Consider the following 21765-nt stretch of genomic DNA (forward strand, 5'->3'; position numbering starts at 1 on the left):
CCTGGCGGGTGCGGTGACACGATCAGGGGCAGGGCGGGTACGTAGGTCTGCATGACCTCTGAGCGCACCGCCCCTGTCGTGCCCACGGCCACCTACCGGCTCCAGGTGCAGCCGGCGTTCCCGTTCGCGGCCGCGGCGGCGGCCGTGCCGTACCTGGCGTCGCTGGGGGTGTCGCACCTGCACCTGTCGCCCGTGCTGGAGGCCGTGCCCGGCTCCCCGCACGGGTACGACGTCGTGGACCCCACGCGCGTACGCGAGGAGCTCGGCGGGGAGGAGGGCCTGCGGGCGCTGTCCCGCACCGCGCGGGAGCACGGGCTGGGACTGGTCGTGGACATCGTGCCGAACCACATGGCGATGGCCCCGCGCCACAACCGGGCCCTGTGGGAGGTGCTGCGGGAGGGCCCCAGGTCGCCGTACGCGCGCTGGTTCGACATCGACTGGGAGGCGCAGGACGGCCAGCTGCTGCTGCCGGTGCTGGACGGGCCGGTCGGCGACGAACTCGGCCGGCTCCGCGTCGACGGCGGCGTCCTGCGCTACCACGACCACGAGCTGCCGCTGCGCGAGGGCACCGAGGACCTGCCGCTGCCCCAGCTGCTGGACGCGCAGTGGTACCGGCCGGTGTGGTGGCGGCTGGCCCGCACCGAGCTCAACTACCGGCGGTTCTTCAGCATCTCCGAGCTGATCGGGGTGCGGGTGGAGGACCCCGAGGTGTTCGAGGCCACGCACGCGAAGATCCTCCAGCTGCTGCACGAGGGCGTGGTGGACGGGCTGCGCGTCGACCACCCCGACGGCCTCGCCGACCCCGACACCTATCTGGAGCGGCTGCACGGGGCGAGCGGGGGCCGCTGGACGGTCGTGGAGAAGATCCTGGCGGACGGGGAGCGCCTGCCGGACTCCTGGCCGGTCGCCGGCACCACGGGCTACGACGCCCTGCGCCACGTCGACGGCCTCTTCACCGACCCGGACGGCGCCGGCGAGCTGCTCGCGCTGTACCGGCGTTTCGCGGCCCCGCAGACCGACCGGGGCGGGGAGTGGGCGGCGACGGCCCGGCGGGCGGCGTACGGGGTGCTCGCGCACGAGCTGGCCACCGAGCTGGACCGGCTGACCCGGACGGCGGTGCGGGTGTGCGCCGCCTCCCCGGACCCGGCGCTGCGCGACCGGGCGCCCTGGGCGCTGCGCACGGCCCTGGAGGAGCTGCTGGTGCGGCTGGAGGTGTACCGGCCGTACGCCTCGGGTGACGCGTCCGACGTGGTCACCGAGGAGGCCGCCGGGGAGGCGCGGCACGCCTTCGTGGTCCCCGAGGAGGCGGGCGCCGTCGACGTGGTGCGGGCCCTGGTGCTGGGCGGCGGCTCGGGCCCGGCGGCGGTGGAGTTCCGGACGCGGTTCGCGCAGACGGCGTCCGCGCTGCGGGCCAAGGCTCTCGAGGACACGGCGTTCTACCGGTACGTGCCGCTGCTGTCGGTGAACGAGGTGGGCGGCGATCCGGGCCGGCCGGGCGTGTCCCCGGACCGGTTCCACGCCTACTGCGCGCGCGTGCAGCGCGACTGGCCGGTGACCGGGACGGTCCTGTCGACGCACGACACCAAGCGCAGCGCCGACGTGCGGGCCGCGCTGGCCGTGCTGTCGCAGTGCCCGCGGCGCTGGGAGGAGGTCCTCGCGCAGGTGACGCGGGCCGAGGAGGCCGTGCCGGACGGGCAGACGGCGTGGGCGGTCTGGCAGACGGTGTTCGGGCTCGGCCCGGCGGACCCGGAGCGGGTCGGACAGGCGCTGCTCAAGCACGTGCGCGAGGCGGGGCTGTACACGAGCTGGACGGAGCAGGAGCCGCCGTACGAGGAGGCGGTGGCCGCGTTCGTCGCGGCGGGGCCGTGCGGGGCGCCCGGCGAGCGGGTGGCCGCGCTGCGGGAGGCGCTGGAGCCGCACATCCGGGCGAACGTGCTGGGGACGGCGCTGGTGCACCTGACGATGCCGGGGGTGCCGGACGTCTACCAGGGCACGGAGGGCGAGTACCGGGCCCTGGTGGACCCGGACAACCGCCGGCCCGTGTCCCTGCCGCCGGAGGCCCCAGGCGCCAAGGGCGAGGTGACGGCCGCGGCGCTGCGGCTGCGCCGGCGGCGGCCGGACGTCTTCGGGGAGTCGGCGACGTACACGCCGCTGACCGCCGAGGGGCCGGCCGCCGGCCACTGTCTGGCGTTCGCGCGCTCCGGTGAGGTCGTCACGGCCGTGACGCGGCTGTCGCTGCGGCTGGCGGAGACGGGCGGCTGGCGGGACACCCGGCTCGCCCTGCCGCCGGGGCGGTGGGCCGACGCCCTGGACGGCGGACGGAAGTTCACCGGGCACGCGCGCGTGGCGGAACTGTTCGACCGGCTGCCGGTGGCACTGCTGGAGCGGGTGGCCGACTAGGGCGTGCCGTTCGGCCCCGCGGCCCGCGGCCCCGCGGCCCCGGGGTGATCCCAAAGACACGCCCCAGGTCCTGTCGTCACCGTCCCGTCGTCGCCCGAAGGGCGGCCCCGCGGCGTCGGGTGCCGGCCGCCCCGACGCGGTCCGGTACGCGCATCCGGGCGCCCCGGGGAGGCTCCCCCTGGGCGTTCTTGACAGCGCGGGGCGTCCATGGGGTACTGCGGATGGCGAAGGCCGGGCTGACGTGACGGGGGTGAGTCTGGTGCCGGAGCAGCGCTACCCCACGGTGAGCGAACTGACCTCGCTCGCGGGGGCGTTGACCGCGCTCCAACCCGGTCTGTGCGCGCTGCGCCGGGTGGGGCGCTCCCGTGCGGGACGGCCGCTGCACCTGCTGTCCGTGGGCCGTGCCCGACGCGCGGTGCTGGTGGTCGCCGGGGCGCACGCGAACGAGCCGACCGGCGGGCCGACCCTGCTCGCCCTCGCCGAACGGGTGCTGCACGAGAGGGGGTTGCGGGACGGTCTGTCCTGGCACTTCCTGCTGTGCGCCGACCCCGACGGGGCGAGCCTGCACCGCGTCCCGTCGCCGCGCAGTCTGCTCGACTACCACTCCGGCTTCTTCCGGCCCGCGGGCCCGGAGCAGCCGGAGTGGTCGCCCGCCGTCCTCCCGCCGGACCGGCTGCCGCCCGAGACGCGCGCGCTGACCCGGCTCATCGACGAGCTGCGGCCCTACCTCCAGGTGACGCTGCACGGCACCGATCTGGGCGGCAGCTGGGTGCAGCTGACGAAGGACATCCCGGGTCTGGCCGAGCCGTTCGCCAAGTCGGCGGCGCAGTTGCACATCCCGGTGGAGACGGGCTCCTCCGACGCGGCGGGCTGGCCGGCGTCCGGGCCCGGGGTGCACGTGATGCCGGAGCCGGGGGCGGGCGCGGCGTACCCGAGCATGCCGGACGACGCCCGGCACAGCACCTGGTACCACGCCCACCGCTACGGCGGTCTGACCGCGGTCGTCGAGGTGCCGATGTGGGCGAGCGACATGGTGGACGACCCCGCCCCCCACCCCGCCCCGGCCGCGGCGATCCGGCGCCTGGCGCACCGGCTGCTGCGGGACGCGTGGGAGGTGGAGCGGGTGCTGGTGGAGGCGCTGCCCCGGCTGGAAGGGGTGGACGGGCCGTTGCTCAGGGCGGCCCGGTGGGGACTGGAGCTGGTGCCGGGCCTGGCCGCGGACCTGACCCACACCCCACCGGCCGGCACGACGATGGCGTACGTCGGCAGCGTGGACGCCTTCGCCCGGCGGCTGCCGCTGCGGGCGGCGGCGATGCTGTGGCGGGTCCTGCGGGAGCGGGAGGACCGGGCGGCCCCCCGGCTGGAGCACCTCGTCGCGGCCTGGAGCGAGTCCTTCGCCGAACGCTTCCGGGCCCGCTGGGTGCCCGTGGAGCACCAGGTGGAGCACCAGTCCCGCACGGTCGTGGCGGCGGCGCTGCACGCGCGCGAGGGGGCGGCGTAGGCGCGGGCACGCGGCAGACCGCAGACCGCAGACGGCAGACGGCAGACGGCAGACGGCACGCGAAAACACCCAGGTGCACAGGTGCAACGGCTGCACAGGTGGACGGACGCGCACACGGCCGTACGCACCCCGGAGCTCCCCGCCCCCCTACGGGCAGCCCCGAGGCGGACCGCGAAGGTCAGTCCCCCGACCGCTCGGCGGGATTGGGGAGGGCGGGCGGAAGACCGGCAAGGCCGGGCGGCCGCTCCTCGTCCAGGGCGAACACGGCGCCCGTCTCCGCTTGCATCACGCAGGCGTTGGCGAAGTCCTCGCTGTACGTGACGGGGCGGCCCTTCCACCGCCCGTGGGCCGCGGCGGTCACCGGGGCGTACACCAGGGAGCAGATACCGTCCCGCGCGGGGATGGAGCGGATGTCACCGCGCGCCGCGTCGAGGTCGGCGCACGCCTCGGCGGCGCGGGAGTGGCCCCGGGGCGGGTCGCACAGCAGCAGGGTGCCGCGGGTGCCGGCGGAACGGGGGCCGCCCCCGCTGACCGTCAGCCGGACCCAGTCGCCGGGCAGCCCGTCGCGGGGCGCGGCGGCCGGCGCCGGGGCGACGGCGGCGAGGAGGAGCGCGGTGGCGGCGGGGAGGGCGTGGAGCAGGGGGTGTGGGGGGAAGTGCCTCATTCCCGGTGCATCGGCACGGCGGGCCGGGTTCCCCAGTCCGGCTCACCCGATCGTGCGGGACCGGCGGCGCGGCGCCCGGCGAGTTCGAACGCCGCGAGCACGACCCGCACCTGGTACTCCACCTGGCGGGCGACGGGGATCCAGCGCGCCTGGCAGCCGTCGTGGTAGTCGGCGCACCACCGGTCGATGAGCCCGTCCAGCTCCGGCAGCGCCCCGGCCGGGTCGTGTCCGGCGCCGGTGACGAGCTGGTGCAGCAGGCCGGCCGTCCGGACGGCGATGCGGCGGCCGGCGATGCGCAGGGCGGTCAGATGGGCGGTGCTGAGCGGTGGGAGCGGGTGGGCGGGGTCGGCGGTGTCCGGGTCCCAGGCGGTGGCGAGGCCCGGGCAGACCAGGAGGTAGTCGTCGACCGGCGCGAGCAGGCGCGCGGCGTCGGGGGTGCCGGGGAGGTGGGGCCGTACCCGGGTGAGGAGGCGTTCCAGGAGGCGGGTGTCGTGCCGCAGGGTCCGGCTGACCGTGCGCAGCGCCGCGTCCCGGTCGGCGGGCGGGGAGGCGTCCTCGACGGCGGCGACCCCCCACATGGGCGACTCGACGACGGCGGTGACCGTGCCGTACCGGTGCGGGTGGTACCAGGTCGACTCGACGGCGGCCTCGGTGATGGCGGCGGCCAGGTCGCGCGGGCTCGGCGGCGGGATCCGGTAGACGGCCGGTCCGAGGCGGGGCCAGTACAGGGTGTCGTAGGGGCCCAGTTCGCGGGGGATGCCGAGGCGGGCGGCGGCGTGGGCCGTCCGCTGGGCGAGTCCGGGCAGGTCACGGGTGAGTTCCACGAAGCCGCCGCCGACGTCGACGCCGTGCAGCGAACACTGGAAGAAAGGTTTCAGCTCGTCCTGGAGGCGGAGCAGCGCGCGGGTCTCGGGCAGGGCGGCGGCGTCCGCTCCCTCGGGCAGCCACTCGGGCTGTTCGAGGAAGCCCGGGCGGAAGAACCGCCGGAAGTAGCGGCCGAGGGTGTACGGGCCGGTCAGCCAGCCCTCGTTGTGGCGCAGGCCGTCGGGGTCCAGGCACAGCAGCAGGTTCCAGGTGGCGTCGGCGCCCTCGGTGAGGCGGGGGTCGGCGAGGACGCGTTCGGCCAGCCGCAGGACGGTGGCGCCGCCGACGGGCTCGTTGGCGTGCGGTCCGGCCACGACGAGCGCCTGGCGGGTGCCGTGTCCGACGGACAGCAGCCACAGGGGCGTGCCCGCGCGGGAGAGCCCGACGCGGCGCAGCCGGACGTCCCCGGGCCGGCCGGCGGCGAGCGCGGCCGCGCGGGCCGCGGTCTCGTCCACGGTCGGGTAGCGCAGGAGTGGCGGCAGGGCACACCTCCGCGTCGGGGCGCCTTCGGTTCACCGGGAGTGCGCGGTGTACGCACAGTGAGTCATGACGCGGGGGGTACGTCAACACCGCCGCGGGCGGAAGGCGTTGGAGCGGCGTTCAGTTCGCCGAGAGGCGGAACGCCATCTGTCCGAAGGCGACCTGGTCCCCCTCGCGGACGACGGCGGCGCCGATGACGCGGCGCCCGTTGACGGTCGTGCCGTTGGTGGAGCCGAGGTCGCGCAGCACCCACATGCCGCCCTGGCGGCAGAGCTCGGCGTGCACGCGGGAGACGCTCTCGTGCGTCAGCCGCAGGCCGCTCGCGGGGTCCCGGCCGATGCGCAGGGCGTGCGCGGTGCCGGGGTGCGGCAGGAGCAGCTTGGGCAGCCGCTCGGCCTGCCAGGCCCGCCGCAGCCGGACGGTGAACCCGGAGACGGCCTCGACGGTGCCGAAGACGGCCCGCGAGAAGCGGCTCTCCCTGGGGAGGTCGGCGGTGAGGGCGGCGAGTTCGTCGGAGCGCCGGGCGGTGAGCGCCAGCTCCATCCGGCGGATGAACGTGTCGTGCGACAGACGGCCCATGGCGACGCCGTCACGCAGCACCTTCAGCGCCCTGTCGCGCTCCGCGTCGGACAGCCGCGCGGGGTACGTGTTGAACTCGAAGGACGACGTCACGCTGGTGATTGTCGGTCAGTGAACCCCGGGTGTCCAGGAAACGGGAAATCCGTGCTCCTCGCGCGCGTGCCCGGGTGTTCGCCCGGCGGATCCACCGCGGGTGGAGCACGATGGGAGGGCTGGGGCATCACGGTGAGCAGACGAAGGGGAACCGTCCGTGCAGTTCGAGGTGTGGGCACCGCAGGCCGAACGAGTGACGCTCCTGTGCGACGGCGCCACGCGCGCGCTGGAGCGTGATCCCGGGCGGGCGGGCTGGTGGACCGGCGAGGCGGAGGCCGCGGACGGCTCGCGGTACGGCTTCGCGGTGGACGACGGCCCGGTCCTGCCCGACCCGCGCTCCCGCCGCCAGCCGGACGGCCCCGACGGTCTGAGCGCCGTAGTGGACCAGTCGCGCTTCACCTGGCGCACGCCGTGGCCGGGCCGCCCGTTGCGGGGCGCGGTCCTGTACGAGCTGCACGTGGGCACCTACACCCCCGAGGGCACCCTGGACGCGACCGCCGAGCGGCTCGACCACCTCGCGGAACTGGGCGTCACGCACGTCGAGTTGCTCCCCCTGTGCCCCATCCCGGGCCGGCACGGCTGGGGCTACGACGGTGTCTCGCTGTGGGCCGTGCACGAGCCGTACGGCGGGCCGGAGGCGCTGAAGCGGTTCGTGGACCGGGCGCACGGCCTCGGGCTCGGCGTCGTCCTGGACGTCGTGCACAACCACCTCGGTCCGTCCGGCAACCACCTCCCGGCCTTCGGCCCGTACTTCACCGACACGCACCACACGCCGTGGGGGTCGGCCGTCAACCTCGACGCGCCCGGCTCGGACGAGGTCCGCGCGTACCTGCTGGAGAGCGCGCTGGCGTGGCTGCGCGACCACCGGCTGGACGGGCTGCGCCTGGACGCGGTGCACGCGCTGGCCGACACGCGCGCGTACCCCTTCCTGGAGGAGCTGTCGGCGGCCGTGGACGCCCTGGCCGCCGAGACGGGCCGGCCCCTGTTCCTGATCGCCGAGTCCGACCTGAACGACCCGCGGCTGATCACGCCCCGCCGGGAGGGCGGACTGGGGCTGCACGCGCAGTGGAACGACGACTTCCACCACGCCCTGCACACCGTCCTCACCGGCGAGTCCCAGGGCTACTACGCCGACTTCGCCCGCGACCCGTTCGCCGCGCTCGTCAAGACCCTCACCGGCGGCTGGTTCCACGACGGGACGTACTCCAGCTTCCGGGACCGCCACCACGGCCGCCCCCTGGACCGCACCCGGCTGCCCGCGCACCGCCTCCTCGGCTACAGCCAGACCCACGACCAGATCGGCAACCGCGCCCAGGGCGACCGCCTGTCGGCCACCCTCTCCCCCGGCCTGCTGGCCTGCGCCGCCACCCTGGTCCTCACCGCCCCCTTCACCCCGATGCTCTTCATGGGCGAGGAATGGGCGGCCGGCACCCCCTGGCAGTTCTTCACCGACCACACCGACCCCGACCTCGCGGAGGCCGTACGCCGGGGCAGACGGCGGGAGTTCGCCGCGCACGGCTGGGCCGAGGAGGACGTGCCCGACCCCCAGGACCCGGCGACCCGCGACCGCTCCTGCCTGGACTGGTCCGAGCCACGCCGCGAGCCCCACGCGCGCGTGCTGGACTGGTACCGCCGGCTGATCGCCCTGCGCCACGCCCAGGCCGACCTCACCGACCCCGACCTCACCGACCTGAAGGTCGCCCACGACCCCCGGGCCCGCTGGCTCGCCTTCCGGCGCGGGGACGTACGGGTGGCCGTCAACCTCGGCAAGGAGACGGCGGCGATCCCCCTGGGGCCACGCCCGGCACGCGTCCTGGCGGCGTGGGCGCCGGTGGAGGCGCCGGGGGCGGACGGGGTGCTGCATGTGCCGGGGGAGTCTTGTGTGGTGCTGGAGCAGGAGTAGGGCGTGTTCGGTGCTGGAGCAGGAGTAGAGGGTCAGGCCCGGGCGGGTGCCGGTGGGCCGGGCCGCCCGAGGGCGGGGAAGGCCTGGGCGGCGGCGGCCTGCGCGAGGTGACGAACCACTGCTAATCCGAGGCCAGTGGATCGCGGTGGTCCGCCTCGTCCTGTTTCCAGTAGCCCTTCGCGTAGGCGTGGTGGCGGTCCAGGCCGAGGGCCTCCGTGAAGTGGCGGCGGATGGCCCTGACGGCACCGGACTCGCCGGCCGCCCACGCGGTGACGCGCGCGTGCGGGACGGTGGCTCCGAGGACGGCGTCGCGCAGCGCCTCGCCCTTCGGACGGCCGGCGCCCCGGTGGACCCACACGACGTCCAGGCCGGCCGGGCGGCTCACCTCGATCTCGGCCTCGGGGCCTTCCACCTCCAGGTAGACCGCGCCGCGCTGACCGGGCGGCAGGCTCTCGGCGATGGTGAGGATCGCGGGCTGGGCGCTCTCGTCGCCGGCCAGGAGGTAGTAGTCGGTGTCGGGGACGGGACGGAAGGACCCCTTGGGGCCGCCGAAGGAGACCTCCTGGCCCGGGCGGGCGGCTTCGGCCCAGCGTGCGGCCGGACCGTTGCCGTGCAGCACCACGTCGACGTCGAGCCTCGGTTCGGCGGGACAGTGGTGGCGCACGGTGTAGGCGCGGCCCACCGGCCGGCCGTCGAGGGGGTCGGTCACGAACAGCTTCACCCACTGCGTGGGTTCGTCGCGGTGGAAGGCGGACATGCCGGGTCCGGACAGGGTGATGCGGGCCATGCGCGGGGCGATCAGGGAGACCGCCTCCACCGTGGCGGTGTAGCGGGTGCGACGGGTGCGGAACATGGGGAACAGCCCTTCAGGTGGCGGAGGGTGCCTGCGGGACGCCGTGCCGGCAGGCCAGGACGGTGGCGGTCAGGCGCTCGACGAACCGCGGGTCCAGCGGCTGTCCCGTGGTGAAGGCCCGGTGGAAGGCGGGGCCGATGAGCAGGTCGAGGAGCTGGTCGGCCTCGTCCCGGCTCACCTCGCGGCCGGAAAGGGGGGCGAGGGCCTGCCGGGCGCGGGAGCGGTCGTACTGCCGCTGACGGGTCAGCACCTGGTCGCGCAGGACCGTGGCGGTCGTCGTGTCGTGCAGGGCGTGACCGATGAGCACGAACAGCACGTGGCCGGTGGGCGACTGGGTGAAGACCCGGCTCAGATGTGTCACATGCTGCTCCAGGGCGGCTTGCGCGGATTCCGGGAGCTCCGGCCAGGACGCCCTGTCGTGCAGGTCCTCCTCCAGGACGTCGAGGAGGATGGCCACCTTCGACCGCCACCACCGGTAGATGGTCTGCTTGGCGACTCCCGCCCGCTCGGCGATCGCGCTCACCGTCATCGCGTGGAAGCCGACGTCCATCAGCAGGTCGTCGGCCGCTCGCAGGACCGCGACGCGTGCGGCCTCGCTGCGCCGCGGGCCGCTCCTGGTGCGCACCGCGGGCGCGTCCGGCGGTTGCCGGGTGTCGTGTGGGGCGTCGATGGCGTGCCCTCCTCGCGTCGCGGCGCCTGTCCCGGGCGGTCGGCGACGACCGGTCCGAAGATCGACCCTCATAGACTAGACGCAACGGTGCGTACGGTCAAAGCCCGGGCATCCGCCAGGTCCCTCGGGAGGTGCCCCGTTTCCCCCCGGACGGGGGAAATCCGGAGGGAAACGGGAGTCGACGGGCCGCACGGGCGCCCTCAGCGGTGCACGACCGCTTCCTCGCGCGGGGCGCCGCTGGTCTCCGCGCGACCGAACAGCAGCCGCGTACGCATCCGGTACACCGCTTCGCCCTGCTGGTTGTCCGCCTCGACGACGAAACGGACCGTGCCCGTGTCCGGGCGCCGGGGATGCGGCGCGGCCTCCTCCACGGTGGCCCGTCCGCGCAGCTCGTCGCCCGGGCGCACCGGGCGCAGGAACCGGACCTCGTCCATGCCGTAGGAGCCCTGGCAGGCGGAGCCGGCGAGCAGGGCGCGGACGAACTGCCCCATGACCACGGCCCCGGTGTGCCAGCCGCTGGCCACCAGGCCGCCGAACGGGGAGCGGGCCGCCGCCTCGGGATCCAGGTGGAAGGGCATCGGATCCCACACCCGCGCATAGCCGATGATGTCCTCGCTCGTGAGCCGGGTGGCCCCCAGCTCGTAGGTGCTGCCGACGCGGAAGTACTCGAAGTGCCGCACGGTAAGTGGTCCTTCCTCTCGGGAGTCTCGCAACGGTCGGGATCCGGCGCTCAGCCGGGGGACGCCGCGTAGGCCGCGTACACCGGCACGCCCGCCGGGCGGATCGGGGCGGGCTCCGGGCGGGGGCGGCCGAGGCGGCGCTTCTCGGCGCTGAACCACTCGGCGACCCGGAAGGCCAGGTCCATCGACTGCCCGCGGTTCAGACGGGGGTCGCACGCGGTCTCGTACCGCAGGTGCAGGTCGTCGGAGAGGACCTCGTTGCTCCCGCCCACGCACTCGGTGACGTCCTCGCCGGTGAGCTCCACGTGCACCCCGCCGGGATGCGTACCCAGCGCCCGGTGCACCTCGAAGAAGCCCGTGATCTCGTCCAGGACGTCCTCGAAGCGCCGGCTCTTGTGGCCGCTCGGCGCGGTGAAGGTGTTGCCGTGCATCGGGTCGCACACCCACACCACCCGGGCGCCCTCCGCGCGCACCGCCTCCACCAGGGCGGGCAGCCGGTCGCGCACCAGGCCCCGCCCCATCCGCGCGATGAACGTGAGCCGGCCCGGGGTGCGGCGGGGATCCAGCCGGTCCACCAGGGTCAGTACGTCGTCGACGGTGGCGTCGGGGCCCAGCTTGACGCCGAGCGGGTTGCTGACCCCGGCGGCGAACGCGACGTGCGCGCCGTCGAGCCGGCGGGTGCGCTCGCCGATCCAGAGCAGGTGCCCGGAGAGGGCGTACCGCCGTCCCGTGTCGGGGTCCGTGCGCACCAGGGCGGACTCGTAGTCGAGGAGCAGCGCCTCGTGGCTGGCGAACACCTCCGTGGTGCGCAGGGTCGAGGTGCTCATGCCGCAGGCCCGGATGAACGCGAGCGCCGCGTCGATCTCGTCCGCCAGCCGCTCGTAGCGGCGTTCCGCCGCGGACAGCGCCACGAAGTCACGGTTCCACTCACGCACCCGCTGGAGGTCCGCGTGCCCGCCGGCGGTGAAGGCGCGCAGCAGGTTGAGCGTGGCGGCGGACGCGTGGTAGACGCGTTCCAGCCGGGCCGGGTCGGGGGTGCGGGCCTCGGCGGTGAAGTCCAGCCCGTTGACGGCATCGCCCCGGTAGGAGGGCAGCGTCACGCCGTCGCGGGTCTCGGTGGGCTGCGACCGGGGTTTGGCGTACTGGCCGGCGATACGGCCGACCTTGACCACCGGGACGCCGGCCGCGTACGTCAGCACGGCGGCCATCTGGAGAAGGACCTCCAGCTTGTTGCGGACCGACTCCGCGCTCACCGCGTCCAGGGTCTCCGCGCAGTCGCCGCCCTGGAGCAGGAAGGCCTGGCCGAGGGCGGCTTCGCCGAGACGGTCGAGCAAGGTGTCGCACTCCCTGGCGAACACCAGCGGCGGTGCGGCGGACAGGGCCGACAAGGTGGTCCGCAGCGCCGTGGCATTGGGCCAGTCGGGCTGCTGCGCCGCGGGCAGCGCCCGCCACGCTTCGACAGAGGGATCGGGAAGTGACTTCTCGTCCATTTCCAGGGATTCCACGCTGAAAACCTCAACGCCTTCTGTTCCGAGGGCAGGGCACGGGGGTTGCGGTGGGCGCAGCCTGTCACGCGCCGGCGGGGCCCGGGCAGTGGGTCGTTGTGGCTAGAAGGGCGGATCTACTACCCGCGTACTAGCCCCAGCGGCCGACTGTCGGGGCCGGTCCCGCTCCTGGAGCATTTCGGCAGGCGCGACCGTCGTCGGCACCCGACGGCAGGCTCGGTCCGCCGCATCCCGCCACACCACCGGCCCGAAAGGTGATTCCGCATGAGCAGCACCGACAGCCCGTCCGGGTCCGCGTCCCGCCCGCAGACCGGGGACGAGTACCTCGAGAGCCTCCGGGACGGCCGGGAAGTGAGGATCTACGGCGAGAAGGTGCGGGACGTCACGAGCCACGCGGCCTTCCGCAACAACTCCCGCATGGTGGCCCGGCTCTTCGACGCGCTCCACGACCCCGAGCGCAACAGCAAACTGGTCGTTCCCACCGACACCGGCAACGGCGGTTTCACCCACCCCTACTTCAAGGCCCCGTACACCTCCGGCGACCTGCGCGCCGCCGCACGGGCCATGGAGGAGTGGGCGCGCATGACGTACGGCTGGCTGGGCCGCACCCCCGACTTCAAGGCCGCGTTCCTGTCCACCCTGGGATCGAACAAGGAGCACTACGCGCCGTTCGAGGACAACGCGTCCGCGTGGTACCGCAAGGCGCAGGAGAACGTGCTGTTCATCGGCCACGGCATCGTCAACCCGCCGATCGACCGCAACCGGGGGCTGACCGAGCTGAAGGACGTGATGCTGACGGTGGACCGGGAGACGGACGCCGGCCTCGTCGTCTCCGGCGCCAAGGTCGTCGGCACCGGCGCGGCGCTCACCCAGCACATCTTCATCGGCAGCTACGGGGCCATACCGAAGGGCGCCAAGGAGTTCTCCGCGTACTTCATCGTGCCGACCAACAGCCCCGGCCTGAAGATCATCTCCCGGCCGTCGTACGAGTTCGCCTCGGCGACCGTCAGCAGCCCCTTCGACCAGCCGCTCAGCAGCCGCCTGGACGAGAACGACGGCATCCTCGTCTTCGACCAGGTGCTGATCCCCTGGGAGAACGTCTTCTGCTACGACGTGGACAAGGCGAACAACTTCTTCTACGGGTCCGGCTTCTTCTACCGGGCCATGTTCCACGCCTGCGTCCGCTTCGCCGTGAAGATGGACTTCCTGACCGGCCTGCTCGCCAAGTGCCTTGAGACCACGGGCACCTCGGAGTTCCGCGGGGTGCAGAGCCGGCTCGGCGAGGTCCTCGCCTACCGCAACATGTTCTGGGCCCTGGTCGACTCCATGGCCGAGAACCCCACCAAGTGGCCCGACGGCACCGTCACCCCCAACGGCGAGACCGCGCTCGCCTTCCGCGTCCTGTCCTCGTCCGTCTTCCCGAAGGTGCGCGAGATCTTCCTGCGGGACCTCGGCAGCGCGCTGATCTACAACAACTCCCACGCCGCGGACTGGTCCCACCCCGAGGTCCGGCCCTACCTGGACAAGTACGTCCGCGGCCTCGGTGTGGAGGCGATCGACCGGGTGAAGCTGATGAAGCTGGCGTGGGACGCGGTCGGCACCGAGTTCGGGGCCCGCTGGGAGCTGTACGAGATGAACTACGCGGGCAACCACGAGCAGATCCGCTTCGAGGCGCTCCACGCCCAGCAGGCCTCCGGGAAGTTCGACGACTACAAGCAGCTCGTCGACCAGTGCCTGTCGGAGTACGACGAGAACGGCTGGAAGGTCCCGGACCTCGTCGATCCCAAGGACACCACCGTCATCGGCGCCGGCGCACCGGAGACCCGGGCGACCGTCCCCGTCGAGGCCACGCGGTGAGCAGCCGGCCCCCTGCTCCGGGCGGTCCCGCCGCCCCGCCCGCGGTCCCCGTCCTGCCGGACCAGGCCCATCTCCGGCACGTCCTCGGGCAGTTCGTGACCGGTGTGTGCGCGGTGTCGACCCGCTTCGAGACCCGGTCCGGCGTGCGCCACGACGCCATCGCGGTGAACTCGTTCACCTCGGTCTCCCTCGACCCGCCGCTCGTGTCGATGTACCTGCGCGACGACTCCACCTTCCTGCGGCGCGTGCGCACGTCCGGCCAGTGGGCCGTGTCGTTCCTCGGCAACCGGGCGCGCTCCCTGGTAGGCGTCCTCACCGCGCCCGCGGCCCGACGCCCGCCGGTGGAGCAGGCCGCAGACTGGGCCGTAGGCCCGCACACCGGCTGTCTGGTCCTGCCGGACGGCCCCGGAACGCTCGAATGCGCCCTGCACCTCACCCAGACACTCGGCGACCACGTCCTCGTCGTCGGACGGGTTCTGGGCGCCGTCGGCCGCGACCACGAGCCCCTGGTCTTCCACCGCGGCACCTTCACCGAGGTCGCACCGGCGCCGTGACCGTACGCCGCCGGCCTCCGGCAGCGAACAGGAGAGGAGACCCCATGGCGGGGAAACGCCCGTACGTGGCGGTAGTGGGCGGTGGCATCGGCGGCCTGGCCGTCGCGCTCGGACTGCGCCGGCAGGGCGTCGAGGCGGTCGTCCACGAGCAGGCGCGCGCCCTGTCCCACCAGGGAGCGGGGATCGCGATCGGCGCGAACGGACACCGGGCTCTGCGGGAACTGGGCGTCGCGGAGCGGCTGACCGCCTCGGCCGCCCAGCCGGTGCGCGCCGACTTCCGGCACTGGCGCACGGGCCGGTCCATGGTGTCGCACCGCCTGACCGGCATGTACGAGGAACGCTTCGGCGCCCCCTTCTGGACCGTGGAACGCGCGGCCGTCCAACAGGCCCTGCTCGCCGAACTGGGCCCGCGGCACGTGCGCCTCGGCGCGCGCTGCACCGGGGTGGAGAGGACGGCCGACGGTGCCGTGCTCCGCTTCGAGGACGGCGGCGAGGCGGAAGCCGACGCGGTCGTCGGGGCGGACGGCATCCACTCCGCGGTGCGCCACAGTCTCTTCGGCCCCGACGAGGCCGTGTTCTCGGGCACCAGCGGATACCGCGCGCTGGTCCCCATGGACCGGCTGCGGCACGTTCCCGAACTCGCCGAACCGGTCCTGTGGCTGTGGCTCGGACCGGGCCGGCACTTCATCGCCTACCCGGTGGCCGACGGCAGCGCTCTGAACTTCCTGGCCGTCGTGCCCGACCGCACGTGGACCGTCGAGTCCTGGTCGACGGAGGGCGACGCCGCCGAGCTGCTGGCCGCCTTCGACGGCTGGCACCCGTTCGTCACGGAGGTCCTCGGCGCCTGCGACCGCCCGGGCCGCTGGGCGCTGTACGACCGCGAGCCGCAGCGCACCTGGAGCTCCGGCCCGGTGACACTGCTCGGTGACGCCGCCCACGCGATGCTGCCGCACCACGGACAGGGAGCCAACCAGGCCCTGGAGGACGCGGTGGTCCTCGCCCACCTCCTGGCGCGGACGGACACCGGCGGTGTGCCCTCGGCCCTGCGCGCCTACGAGCGCCTGCGCCGGCCGCGCACCCGGCTGATCCAGGCGGGCTCCCGCAAGAACGCCGGCTGCTTCCAGCTGCCCGACGGGCCGGAGGCCGAAGCCCGCAACGCCCGGCTGGCCGGCCTGCCCGACGACCTCGCCTGGATCCACGGGCACGACACCCTCGGCTCCCTCCGCCCGGCCACGGCACCGGCCTGAACCACGGGCGGAGGGCCCCGGCCGCGACGACCATCGACGAACGGTGAGGAACACCATGGCAAGGACCTACTCCTTCGAAGGCAACGTCCCCGTCGTGCATCCCACGGCGTTCGTGCACCCCGACGCCGTGCTGATCGGGTCGGTCGACGTCGGACCGGGGTGCTATGTCGGCCCCCTCGCGAGCCTGCGGGGCGACTTCGGGCACATCGAACTCCGGGCGGGCTGCAACGTCCAGGACGGCTGCGTCCTGCACTGCTTCCCGGGCGCCGACACGGTCGTCGAGGAGGACGGGCACGTCGGGCACGGCAGCGTGCTGCACGGCTGCCGGGTGGGCCGGGACAGCCTCATCGGCATGAAGTCCGTGCTGATGGACGGTGTCGTGGTGGGAGCACAGGCGTTCGTCGGCGCCGGCAGCTTCGTCAAGTCCCGCTTCCAGGTGCCGGAGCGGCACCTGGTGGCGGGCAGCCCGGCCAAGGTGATGCGCGAGCTCACCACCGACGAGATCGCCTGGAAGGGCAACGGAACGGTCCAGTACCAGAAGCTGGCCCGGCGCTGCCTCACCGGTCTGCGCCCGGCGGAGGCCGCCACCGAGCGCGCCACCCCGGTGGCCCCCGCCGAGCCCGGCGAGCCCGAGCACGTCACCCTGCACGCGTACCGGTCCCGCTGAAGGAGCACCGTTGAGCAGGTTGCGCTGGCTGACCGCGGGGGAGTCCCACGGCCTGGCACTCGTGGCGACGCTGGAGGGCCTCCCGGCCGGCGTGCCGATCACCACGGAGATGGTCGCGGACCATCTGGCGAGGCGCCGGCTCGGCTATGGGCGCGGTGCCCGGATGAAGTTCGAGCGGGACGAGGTCACCTTCCTCGGCGGTGTCCGTCACGGCCTGACCCTCGGTTCCCCGGTCGCGGTGATGGTGGGCAACACCGAGTGGCCGAAGTGGGAGCAGGTGATGGCGGCCGACCCGGTCGACCCGGAGGTGCTGGCGGGGTCCGCGCGCAACGCGCCGCTGACCCGCCCGCGTCCGGGCCACGCCGACCTGGCGGGCATGCAGAAGTACGGCTTCGACGAGGCCCGCCCGATCCTGGAGCGCGCCTCCGCGCGCGAGACGGCGGCCCGGGTGGCGCTGGGCGCGGTGGCCCGGTCGTACCTGAAGGAGACGGCGGGTATCGAGATCGTCTCCCACGTGGTGGAGCTGGCGGCGGCGAAGGCGCCGTACGGTGTCTACCCGACGCCCGCGGACGTGGAGCGGCTGGACGCGGATCCGGTGCGGTGTCTGGACGCGGACGCGTCGAAGGCGATGGTCGCGGAGATCGACCAGGCGCACAGGGACGGTGACACCCTCGGGGGTGTGGTGGAGGTGCTGGCGTACGGGGTGCCGGTGGGTCTGGGCTCGCACGTGCACTGGGACCGCAAGCTGGACGCGCGGCTGGCGGGCGCCCTGATGGGCATCCAGGCGATCAAGGGCGTGGAGGTCGGTGACGGTTTCGAGCTGGCCCGGGTGCCGGGCTCGAAGGCGCACGACGAGATCGTGAGCACGCCTGGGGGGATCCGCCGGGCGACCGGCCGGTCGGGTGGCACCGAGGGCGGTCTGTCCACGGGTGAGCTGCTGCGGGTGCGTGCGGCGATGAAGCCGATCGCGACCGTGCCGCGTGCTCTGCGGACCGTGGACGTGGCGACCGGTGAGGCGACGCAGGCCCATCACCAGCGTTCGGACGTGTGTGCGGTGCCGGCGGCGGGGATCGTGGCGGAGGCGATGGTGGCGCTGGTCCTCGCGGACGCGGTCGCGGAGAAGTTCGGTGGCGACAGTGTCGCCGAGACCCGCCGCAACGTGCGCTCCTACCTCGACCACCTCCCCGTCCGATGAGCGGGCCGCTGGTCGTCCTGGTCGGGCCGATGGGCGTCGGCAAGTCCACCGTCGGGCAGCAGCTCGCCGAACAGCTGAAGGTCACCTACCGGGACACCGACGACGACATCGTCGCCGAGCAGGGCCGCACCATCGCCGACATCTTCGTCGAGGAGGGCGAGCCCGCCTTCCGCGCCGTCGAGAAGGCCGCCGTGCACCGCGCGCTCGCCGAGCACGACGGTGTTCTGGCGCTCGGCGGCGGCTCGGTCCTGGACGCGGACACCCGCGCCCTGCTGTCCGGGCTGCGGGTGGTCTACCTGTCGATGGACGTCGAGGAAGCCGTGCGGCGCACCGGCCTCAACGCGGCCCGGCCGCTGCTCGCGGTCAACCCGCGCCGGCAGTGGCGCGAGCTGATGGAGGCGCGGCGGCACCTGTACGAAGAGGTCGCCACGGCCGTCGTGGCGACGGACGGCCGCACTCCCGACGAGGTCACCCGAGCCGCCCTGGACGCCCTGGGGCCGTCTCGGGAGCGGCCCCGCGCGGCAGGGCGATGACCGCCTGACGCAGGGGCCGCTCCCCCTCCTCACAGCACTCGCAGGAGCCCCACGGGCTCTTCGACCAGGTCGGCGACGTGACGCAGGAAGCCGCCCGCCGCCCCGCCGTCGCAGACACGGTGGTCGAAGGTGAGGGACAGCTGGCACAGGCTGCGTACGGCCGGCTCGCCGTCGACGACCCAGGGGCGGGGCAGGATGCGGCCCACCCCGAGCATCGCCGCCTCCGGATGGTTGATGATCGGCGTGGAGCCGTCGACGCCGAAGACCCCGTAGTTGTTCAGGGTGAAGGTCCCTCCGGACAGCTCCGCGGGGGTCAGCTTGCCCTCTCGGGCGCGGGCGGTGAGGCGAGCGATCTCGGCCGACAGCTCGGGGAGTCTCCTCCGGTCCGCGTCCCTGACCACCGGTACGACCAGGCCGCGTCCGGTCTGCGCGGCGAATCCGAGATGGACCGACGGGAGCCGGACGATCTCCTGACGTTCGGTGTCCACGGTCGCGTTGAGCTCCGGATACCGGGCGAGCGCCGCGACGCAGACCCGGGCCAGGAGGGCGAGGAGGGAGATCTTCTCCTCGTCCGGGGCCGCGAGGTGCCGCCGGACGTCCAGGAGCCGGGTGGCGTCGACGTCCACCCAGGTGGTGGCGTCGGGGATCTCCCGGCGGCTGCGCGCCAGTTTGTCCGCGATCGTGCGGCGCGCGCCGCGCAAGGGGATGCGCACGGCTTGCGGCACCGGGAGCGCTTCCGGCACCGGGCGCGCTTCCGGCTCCGGCGTCGGCGCGGGCGCGGCCTCCGCCCGGACCGCGTGCACGGGCGACGGTTCCCGGGGCGCCTCGACGTCCCGGCGCAGGACGAGACCGCCGGGCCCGCTGCCCCGGACCGTACGCAGATCGAGGCCGCGTTCCCTGGCCAGCCTGCGCACCAGCGGGGAGATCACCGGGACGGGCCCCGCGCCGGCACCGGGCGCGGGCGACGGGACCGCGATCCGTCGCCGGCGGGCCGTGGGCGCGGACGTCCCGTAGCCGACCAGCACGTTCCCGGAGTGGTCCGCCGGCGTCGGCGCCGCCTCGGCCACCGGTGCCCGCCCGGCGCCGATGGACAGCAGCGGCTGTCCCACGTCCAGGCTCTCGCCCTCCCGCCCCCACAGGCGGGTGACCACACCCTCGTACGGGCACGGCACCTCCACCACCGCCTTGGCCGTCTCCACCTCCACGACCGGCTGGTCGACGGAGACGGAGTCACCCTCGGCGACGAGCCACCGTACGATCTCCGCCTCGGTGAGGCCCTCGCCCAGGTCGGGCAGGATGAACTCCCGCGTGGCCGTGGTCGTCGTCATACGCCCTCCCCGGGGACGCCGTCCTGCCATTGGAGTCGCTCGACGGCGTCGAGGATCCGGTCGACGTCCGGAAGATGATGGTGCTCCAGCATGGGCGGCGGGTACGGGATGTCGAACCCGGTGACCCGCAGCACGGGGGCCTCCAGATGGTGGAAGCAGCGCTCGGTGACCCGCGCGGCGATCTCGGCGCCGAAACCGGCGAAGCCCTGGGCCTCGTGGACCACGACGGCCCGGCCGGTGCGCCGGACACTGGCGCACACCGCCTCGTCGTCGAAGGGCACCAGGCTGCGCAGGTCCACGACCTCCAGCTGCCGGCCCTCGGCCGCCGCCGCCTCGGCCGCGTCCAGACAGACGGGCAGGGAGGGGCCGTACGTGATCAGCGTGGCCGAGGAGCCGCTCCGGCGCACCGCGGCCCGGCCCAGGTCGGGCAGGACGGCCGAGCGGTCGAGGTCGCCCTTGGACCAGTACAGCCGCTTGGGCTCCAGGAAGACGACCGGATCGTCCGAGACGATGGCCGCGCGCAGCAGGCCGTACGCGTCGGCGACGGTGGCCGGCGCGACCACGTGGAGACCGGGAGTGTGCGTGTAGTACGCCTCCGAGGCGTCGCTGTGGTGCTCGACGCCGCCGATCCCGCCGCCGTAGGGGATGCGGATGGTGATCGGCATGGTCAGCGCGCCGCGCGTCCGGTTGCGCATCTTGGCGACGTGGCTGACGAGTTGCTCGAACGCGGGGTACGCGAAGGCGTCGAACTGCATCTCCACGACGGGACGCAGCCCGTACATGGCCATGCCGACGGCGGTGCCCAGGATGCCCGCCTCGGCGAGCGGGGTGTCGGCGACCCGGTCGTCCCCGAACTCGGCGGCCAGACCGTCGGTGACGCGGAAGACGCCGCCCAGCGTGCCGATGTCCTCGCCCATCAGGTGGACCCGGTCGTCGTCGGCCAGAGCGTCGCGCAGGGCCCGGTTGAGCGCCCCTGACAGGGTCACCTGTTCCACGGCCGGCCCGGTGCCCGCGGCGGTGACGGTGTCCGCGGTGGCGGTCATCGTCCGGCCTCCCCGGCGCCGCCCGCCGCCGCCGCGGCCAACTCGGCGGCGAGCAGCGCGCGTTGCTCGTCGAGTTGCGGGGTGCGCCGGGCGTAGACGTGCTCGAACAGGTCGAGGGCGTCGGGGGACGGGTCCGCGGAGAGGCGGGCACGCAGGTCCGCGGCCATCTCCTCCGCGTCCCGCCGGACGCGGTCGACCCCGGCGTCGTCCAGCAGCCCACGGTCCCGCAGATGCCGTTCCATGCGGTCGACGGGGTCCCTGCGACGCCAGAACTCCACCTCGGCCGCTGCGCGGTAACGGGTCGCGTCGTCGGCGTTGGTGTGCGCGTCGAGGCGGTACGTCACCGCCTCGACGAGCGTCGGCCCGCCGCCCTCGCGGGCGCGCCCCGCGGCCTGCCGCACGGTCCGGTAGACGGCCGCGGCATCGTTCCCGTCGACCAGCACGCCCGGCATGCCGTAGCCGATCGCCTTGTGGGCGAGGCTGGGGGCGGCGGACTGCCTGGCGATCGGGACGGAGATCGCGTAGCCGTTGTTCTGCACCAGGAACACCACGGGGGCGCGGCTGACGGCCGCGAAGTTCAGCGCCTCGTGGAAGTCGCCCTCGCTGGTGCCTCCGTCACCGGTCATCGCCAGGACGACCAGGTCGTCCCCGCGGAGTGCGGCGGCGCGGCCCAGGCCCACCGCGTGCAGGGTCTGGGTGGCCAGCGGGGTGCACAGGGGCGCGACGCGCCGGGCCGTGGGGTCGTACCCGTTGTGCCAGTCCCCGCGCAGCAGGGTCAGCACCTCCACGGGGTCGACGCCCCGCACCAGCAGGGCCAGGGTGTCCCGGTAGGTGGGGAAGATCCAGTCCTGGCGGTCGAGGGCCAGGACGGCACCCACCTCGCAGGCCTCCTGCCCCGTGGTCGACGGGTAGACCGCCAGTCTGCCCTGCTTGGTCAGCGCCGTCGCCTGCGTGTTGTAGCGACGCCCCCGTACCAGCTGCCGGTACAGCTCCAGCAGGACCGAGTCGTCCAGCGCCCGGGTGCCGGACGGGCCGTCGATGAGGCTCAGGGGTTCCGAGGCGGGCAGCAGGGCCGTCACGCCGTCCTCGGCGACGCCCGGCGGATCGAGAACTGTCATGGGGATGAGACTCCTTCCGGCCGCGTGGAAG

19 protein-coding genes are annotated in these 21765 nt (G+C 74.2%); 9 read left to right on the forward strand and 10 right to left on the reverse strand.

Annotation, left to right across the window (positions count from 1 at the left end):
* Positions 1–51: 51 nt before the first annotated feature.
* Positions 52–2400, forward strand: coding sequence for a malto-oligosyltrehalose synthase (gene treY, locus ACFYWQ_RS11685; RefSeq protein ID WP_389515212.1), 2349 nt, complete (start codon positions 52–54; stop codon positions 2398–2400).
* Between the two features lie 250 nt (positions 2401–2650).
* Positions 2651–3901, forward strand: coding sequence for a M14 family zinc carboxypeptidase (locus ACFYWQ_RS11690; protein ID WP_389515214.1), 1251 nt, complete (start codon positions 2651–2653; stop codon positions 3899–3901).
* Positions 3902–4079: 178 nt separating this feature from the next.
* On the opposite strand, the gene ACFYWQ_RS11695 is transcribed toward ACFYWQ_RS11690, so the two are convergent.
* From ACFYWQ_RS11695 to ACFYWQ_RS11705, 3 genes are all read right to left on the reverse strand, one after another.
* Positions 4080–4565, reverse strand: a complete 486-nt coding sequence (locus ACFYWQ_RS11695) for an SSI family serine proteinase inhibitor (protein WP_389515217.1) — start codon at positions 4563–4565, stop codon at positions 4080–4082.
* Positions 4562–5884 (reverse strand): M14 family zinc carboxypeptidase, encoded by a 1323-nt coding sequence (locus ACFYWQ_RS11700; protein WP_389515219.1) that lies wholly within the window; start codon positions 5882–5884, stop codon positions 4562–4564. The genes ACFYWQ_RS11695 and ACFYWQ_RS11700 overlap by 4 nt, the downstream gene beginning before the upstream one ends.
* Before the next feature lie 145 nt (positions 5885–6029).
* On the reverse strand, positions 6030–6581 hold the full coding sequence (locus tag ACFYWQ_RS11705; protein ID WP_389515221.1) for an FHA domain-containing protein: 552 nt from the start codon (positions 6579–6581) through the stop codon (positions 6030–6032).
* A gap of 157 nt (positions 6582–6738) precedes the next feature.
* Between ACFYWQ_RS11705 and treZ the strand changes: the two genes are divergently transcribed.
* Complete coding sequence (gene treZ / locus ACFYWQ_RS11710) at positions 6739–8484, forward strand: malto-oligosyltrehalose trehalohydrolase (protein WP_389515223.1); 1746 nt, start codon at positions 6739–6741, stop codon at positions 8482–8484.
* A 121-nt stretch (positions 8485–8605) separates the two neighbouring features.
* Here the strand turns inward: treZ and ACFYWQ_RS11715 are convergent, their stop codons facing one another.
* The 4 genes from ACFYWQ_RS11715 to ACFYWQ_RS11730 form a co-directional block, all read right to left on the reverse strand.
* A complete protein-coding gene (locus ACFYWQ_RS11715; protein WP_389515225.1) occupies positions 8606–9337 on the reverse strand; it encodes a siderophore-interacting protein in 732 nt (243 codons plus the stop codon).
* A gap of 13 nt (positions 9338–9350) precedes the next feature.
* Positions 9351–9962, reverse strand: coding sequence for a TetR/AcrR family transcriptional regulator (locus tag ACFYWQ_RS11720; protein WP_389515227.1), 612 nt, complete (start codon positions 9960–9962; stop codon positions 9351–9353).
* A 245-nt stretch (positions 9963–10207) separates the two neighbouring features.
* Complete coding sequence (locus ACFYWQ_RS11725; protein WP_389515229.1) at positions 10208–10687, reverse strand: MaoC family dehydratase; 480 nt, start codon at positions 10685–10687, stop codon at positions 10208–10210.
* Between the two features lie 50 nt (positions 10688–10737).
* Positions 10738–12177, reverse strand: a complete 1440-nt coding sequence (locus ACFYWQ_RS11730) for a class II 3-deoxy-7-phosphoheptulonate synthase (protein ID WP_389515937.1) — start codon at positions 12175–12177, stop codon at positions 10738–10740.
* 279 nt (positions 12178–12456) lie between these two features.
* Between ACFYWQ_RS11730 and ACFYWQ_RS11735 the strand changes: the two genes are divergently transcribed.
* From ACFYWQ_RS11735 to ACFYWQ_RS11760, 6 genes are read left to right on the forward strand one after another with little or no spacing between them, the layout of a single operon-like run.
* Positions 12457–14049, forward strand: coding sequence for a 4-hydroxyphenylacetate 3-hydroxylase family protein (locus ACFYWQ_RS11735; protein ID WP_389515231.1), 1593 nt, complete (start codon positions 12457–12459; stop codon positions 14047–14049).
* Positions 14046–14603 carry a flavin reductase family protein gene (locus ACFYWQ_RS11740; RefSeq protein ID WP_389515232.1) on the forward strand — a complete coding sequence of 186 codons (558 nt, stop codon included), beginning with the start codon at positions 14046–14048 and terminating at the stop codon, positions 14601–14603. The genes ACFYWQ_RS11735 and ACFYWQ_RS11740 overlap by 4 nt, the downstream gene beginning before the upstream one ends.
* 44 nt (positions 14604–14647) lie before the next feature.
* Positions 14648–15850 carry an FAD-dependent monooxygenase gene (locus ACFYWQ_RS11745; protein WP_389515234.1) on the forward strand — a complete coding sequence of 401 codons (1203 nt, stop codon included), beginning with the start codon at positions 14648–14650 and terminating at the stop codon, positions 15848–15850.
* A gap of 55 nt (positions 15851–15905) precedes the next feature.
* The gene (locus ACFYWQ_RS11750; RefSeq protein ID WP_389515236.1) at positions 15906–16517 is read left to right on the forward strand and encodes a transferase hexapeptide repeat family protein; all 612 of its coding nucleotides are present in this window, start codon (positions 15906–15908) and stop codon (positions 16515–16517) included.
* A gap of 10 nt (positions 16518–16527) precedes the next feature.
* On the forward strand, positions 16528–17712 hold the full coding sequence (aroC, locus tag ACFYWQ_RS11755) for a chorismate synthase (protein WP_389515238.1): 1185 nt from the start codon (positions 16528–16530) through the stop codon (positions 17710–17712).
* Positions 17709–18245: a shikimate kinase gene (locus tag ACFYWQ_RS11760; RefSeq protein WP_389515240.1), complete on the forward strand. Its 537-nt coding sequence runs from the start codon at positions 17709–17711 to the stop codon at positions 18243–18245. Before aroC ends, ACFYWQ_RS11760 begins: the two co-directional genes overlap by 4 nt.
* A 29-nt stretch (positions 18246–18274) precedes the next feature.
* On the opposite strand, the gene ACFYWQ_RS11765 is transcribed toward ACFYWQ_RS11760, so the two are convergent.
* From ACFYWQ_RS11765 to pdhA, 3 genes are read right to left on the reverse strand one after another with little or no spacing between them, the layout of a single operon-like run.
* Complete coding sequence (locus ACFYWQ_RS11765) at positions 18275–19573, reverse strand: dihydrolipoamide acetyltransferase family protein (RefSeq protein ID WP_389515242.1); 1299 nt, start codon at positions 19571–19573, stop codon at positions 18275–18277.
* Complete coding sequence (locus tag ACFYWQ_RS11770) at positions 19570–20616, reverse strand: alpha-ketoacid dehydrogenase subunit beta (RefSeq protein ID WP_389515244.1); 1047 nt, start codon at positions 20614–20616, stop codon at positions 19570–19572. The genes ACFYWQ_RS11765 and ACFYWQ_RS11770 overlap by 4 nt, the downstream gene beginning before the upstream one ends.
* A complete protein-coding gene (pdhA, locus tag ACFYWQ_RS11775; protein ID WP_389515246.1) occupies positions 20613–21734 on the reverse strand; it encodes a pyruvate dehydrogenase (acetyl-transferring) E1 component subunit alpha in 1122 nt (373 codons plus the stop codon). Before pdhA ends, ACFYWQ_RS11770 begins: the two co-directional genes overlap by 4 nt.
* Positions 21735–21765 lie beyond the last annotated feature (31 nt).

It is taken from the genome of Streptomyces sp. NPDC003247 (assembly GCF_042888135.1).
In the GTDB taxonomy this organism is placed as follows: Bacteria; Actinomycetota; Actinomycetes; order Streptomycetales; family Streptomycetaceae; genus Streptomyces.

Bases quoted from the DNA above. Each gene is read 5' to 3' on its own strand.
- treY (WP_389515212.1), top strand. From the start codon at position 52: ATGACCTCTGAGCGCACCGCCCCTGTCGTGCCCACGGCCACCTACCGG.
- ACFYWQ_RS11715 (WP_389515225.1), bottom strand. From the start codon at position 9,337: ATGTTCCGCACCCGTCGCACCCGCTACACCGCCACGGTGGAGGCGGTC.
- ACFYWQ_RS11695 (WP_389515217.1), bottom strand. From the start codon at position 4,565: ATGAGGCACTTCCCCCCACACCCCCTGCTCCACGCCCTCCCCGCCGCC.
- ACFYWQ_RS11745 (WP_389515234.1), top strand. From the start codon at position 14,648: ATGGCGGGGAAACGCCCGTACGTGGCGGTAGTGGGCGGTGGCATCGGC.
- ACFYWQ_RS11730 (WP_389515937.1), bottom strand. From the start codon at position 12,177: ATGGACGAGAAGTCACTTCCCGATCCCTCTGTCGAAGCGTGGCGGGCG.
- ACFYWQ_RS11750 (WP_389515236.1), top strand. From the start codon at position 15,906: ATGGCAAGGACCTACTCCTTCGAAGGCAACGTCCCCGTCGTGCATCCC.
- ACFYWQ_RS11765 (WP_389515242.1), bottom strand. From the start codon at position 19,573: ATGACGACGACCACGGCCACGCGGGAGTTCATCCTGCCCGACCTGGGC.
- ACFYWQ_RS11760 (WP_389515240.1), top strand. From the start codon at position 17,709: ATGAGCGGGCCGCTGGTCGTCCTGGTCGGGCCGATGGGCGTCGGCAAG.
- ACFYWQ_RS11735 (WP_389515231.1), top strand. From the start codon at position 12,457: ATGAGCAGCACCGACAGCCCGTCCGGGTCCGCGTCCCGCCCGCAGACC.
- pdhA (WP_389515246.1), bottom strand. From the start codon at position 21,734: ATGACAGTTCTCGATCCGCCGGGCGTCGCCGAGGACGGCGTGACGGCC.
- ACFYWQ_RS11770 (WP_389515244.1), bottom strand. From the start codon at position 20,616: ATGACCGCCACCGCGGACACCGTCACCGCCGCGGGCACCGGGCCGGCC.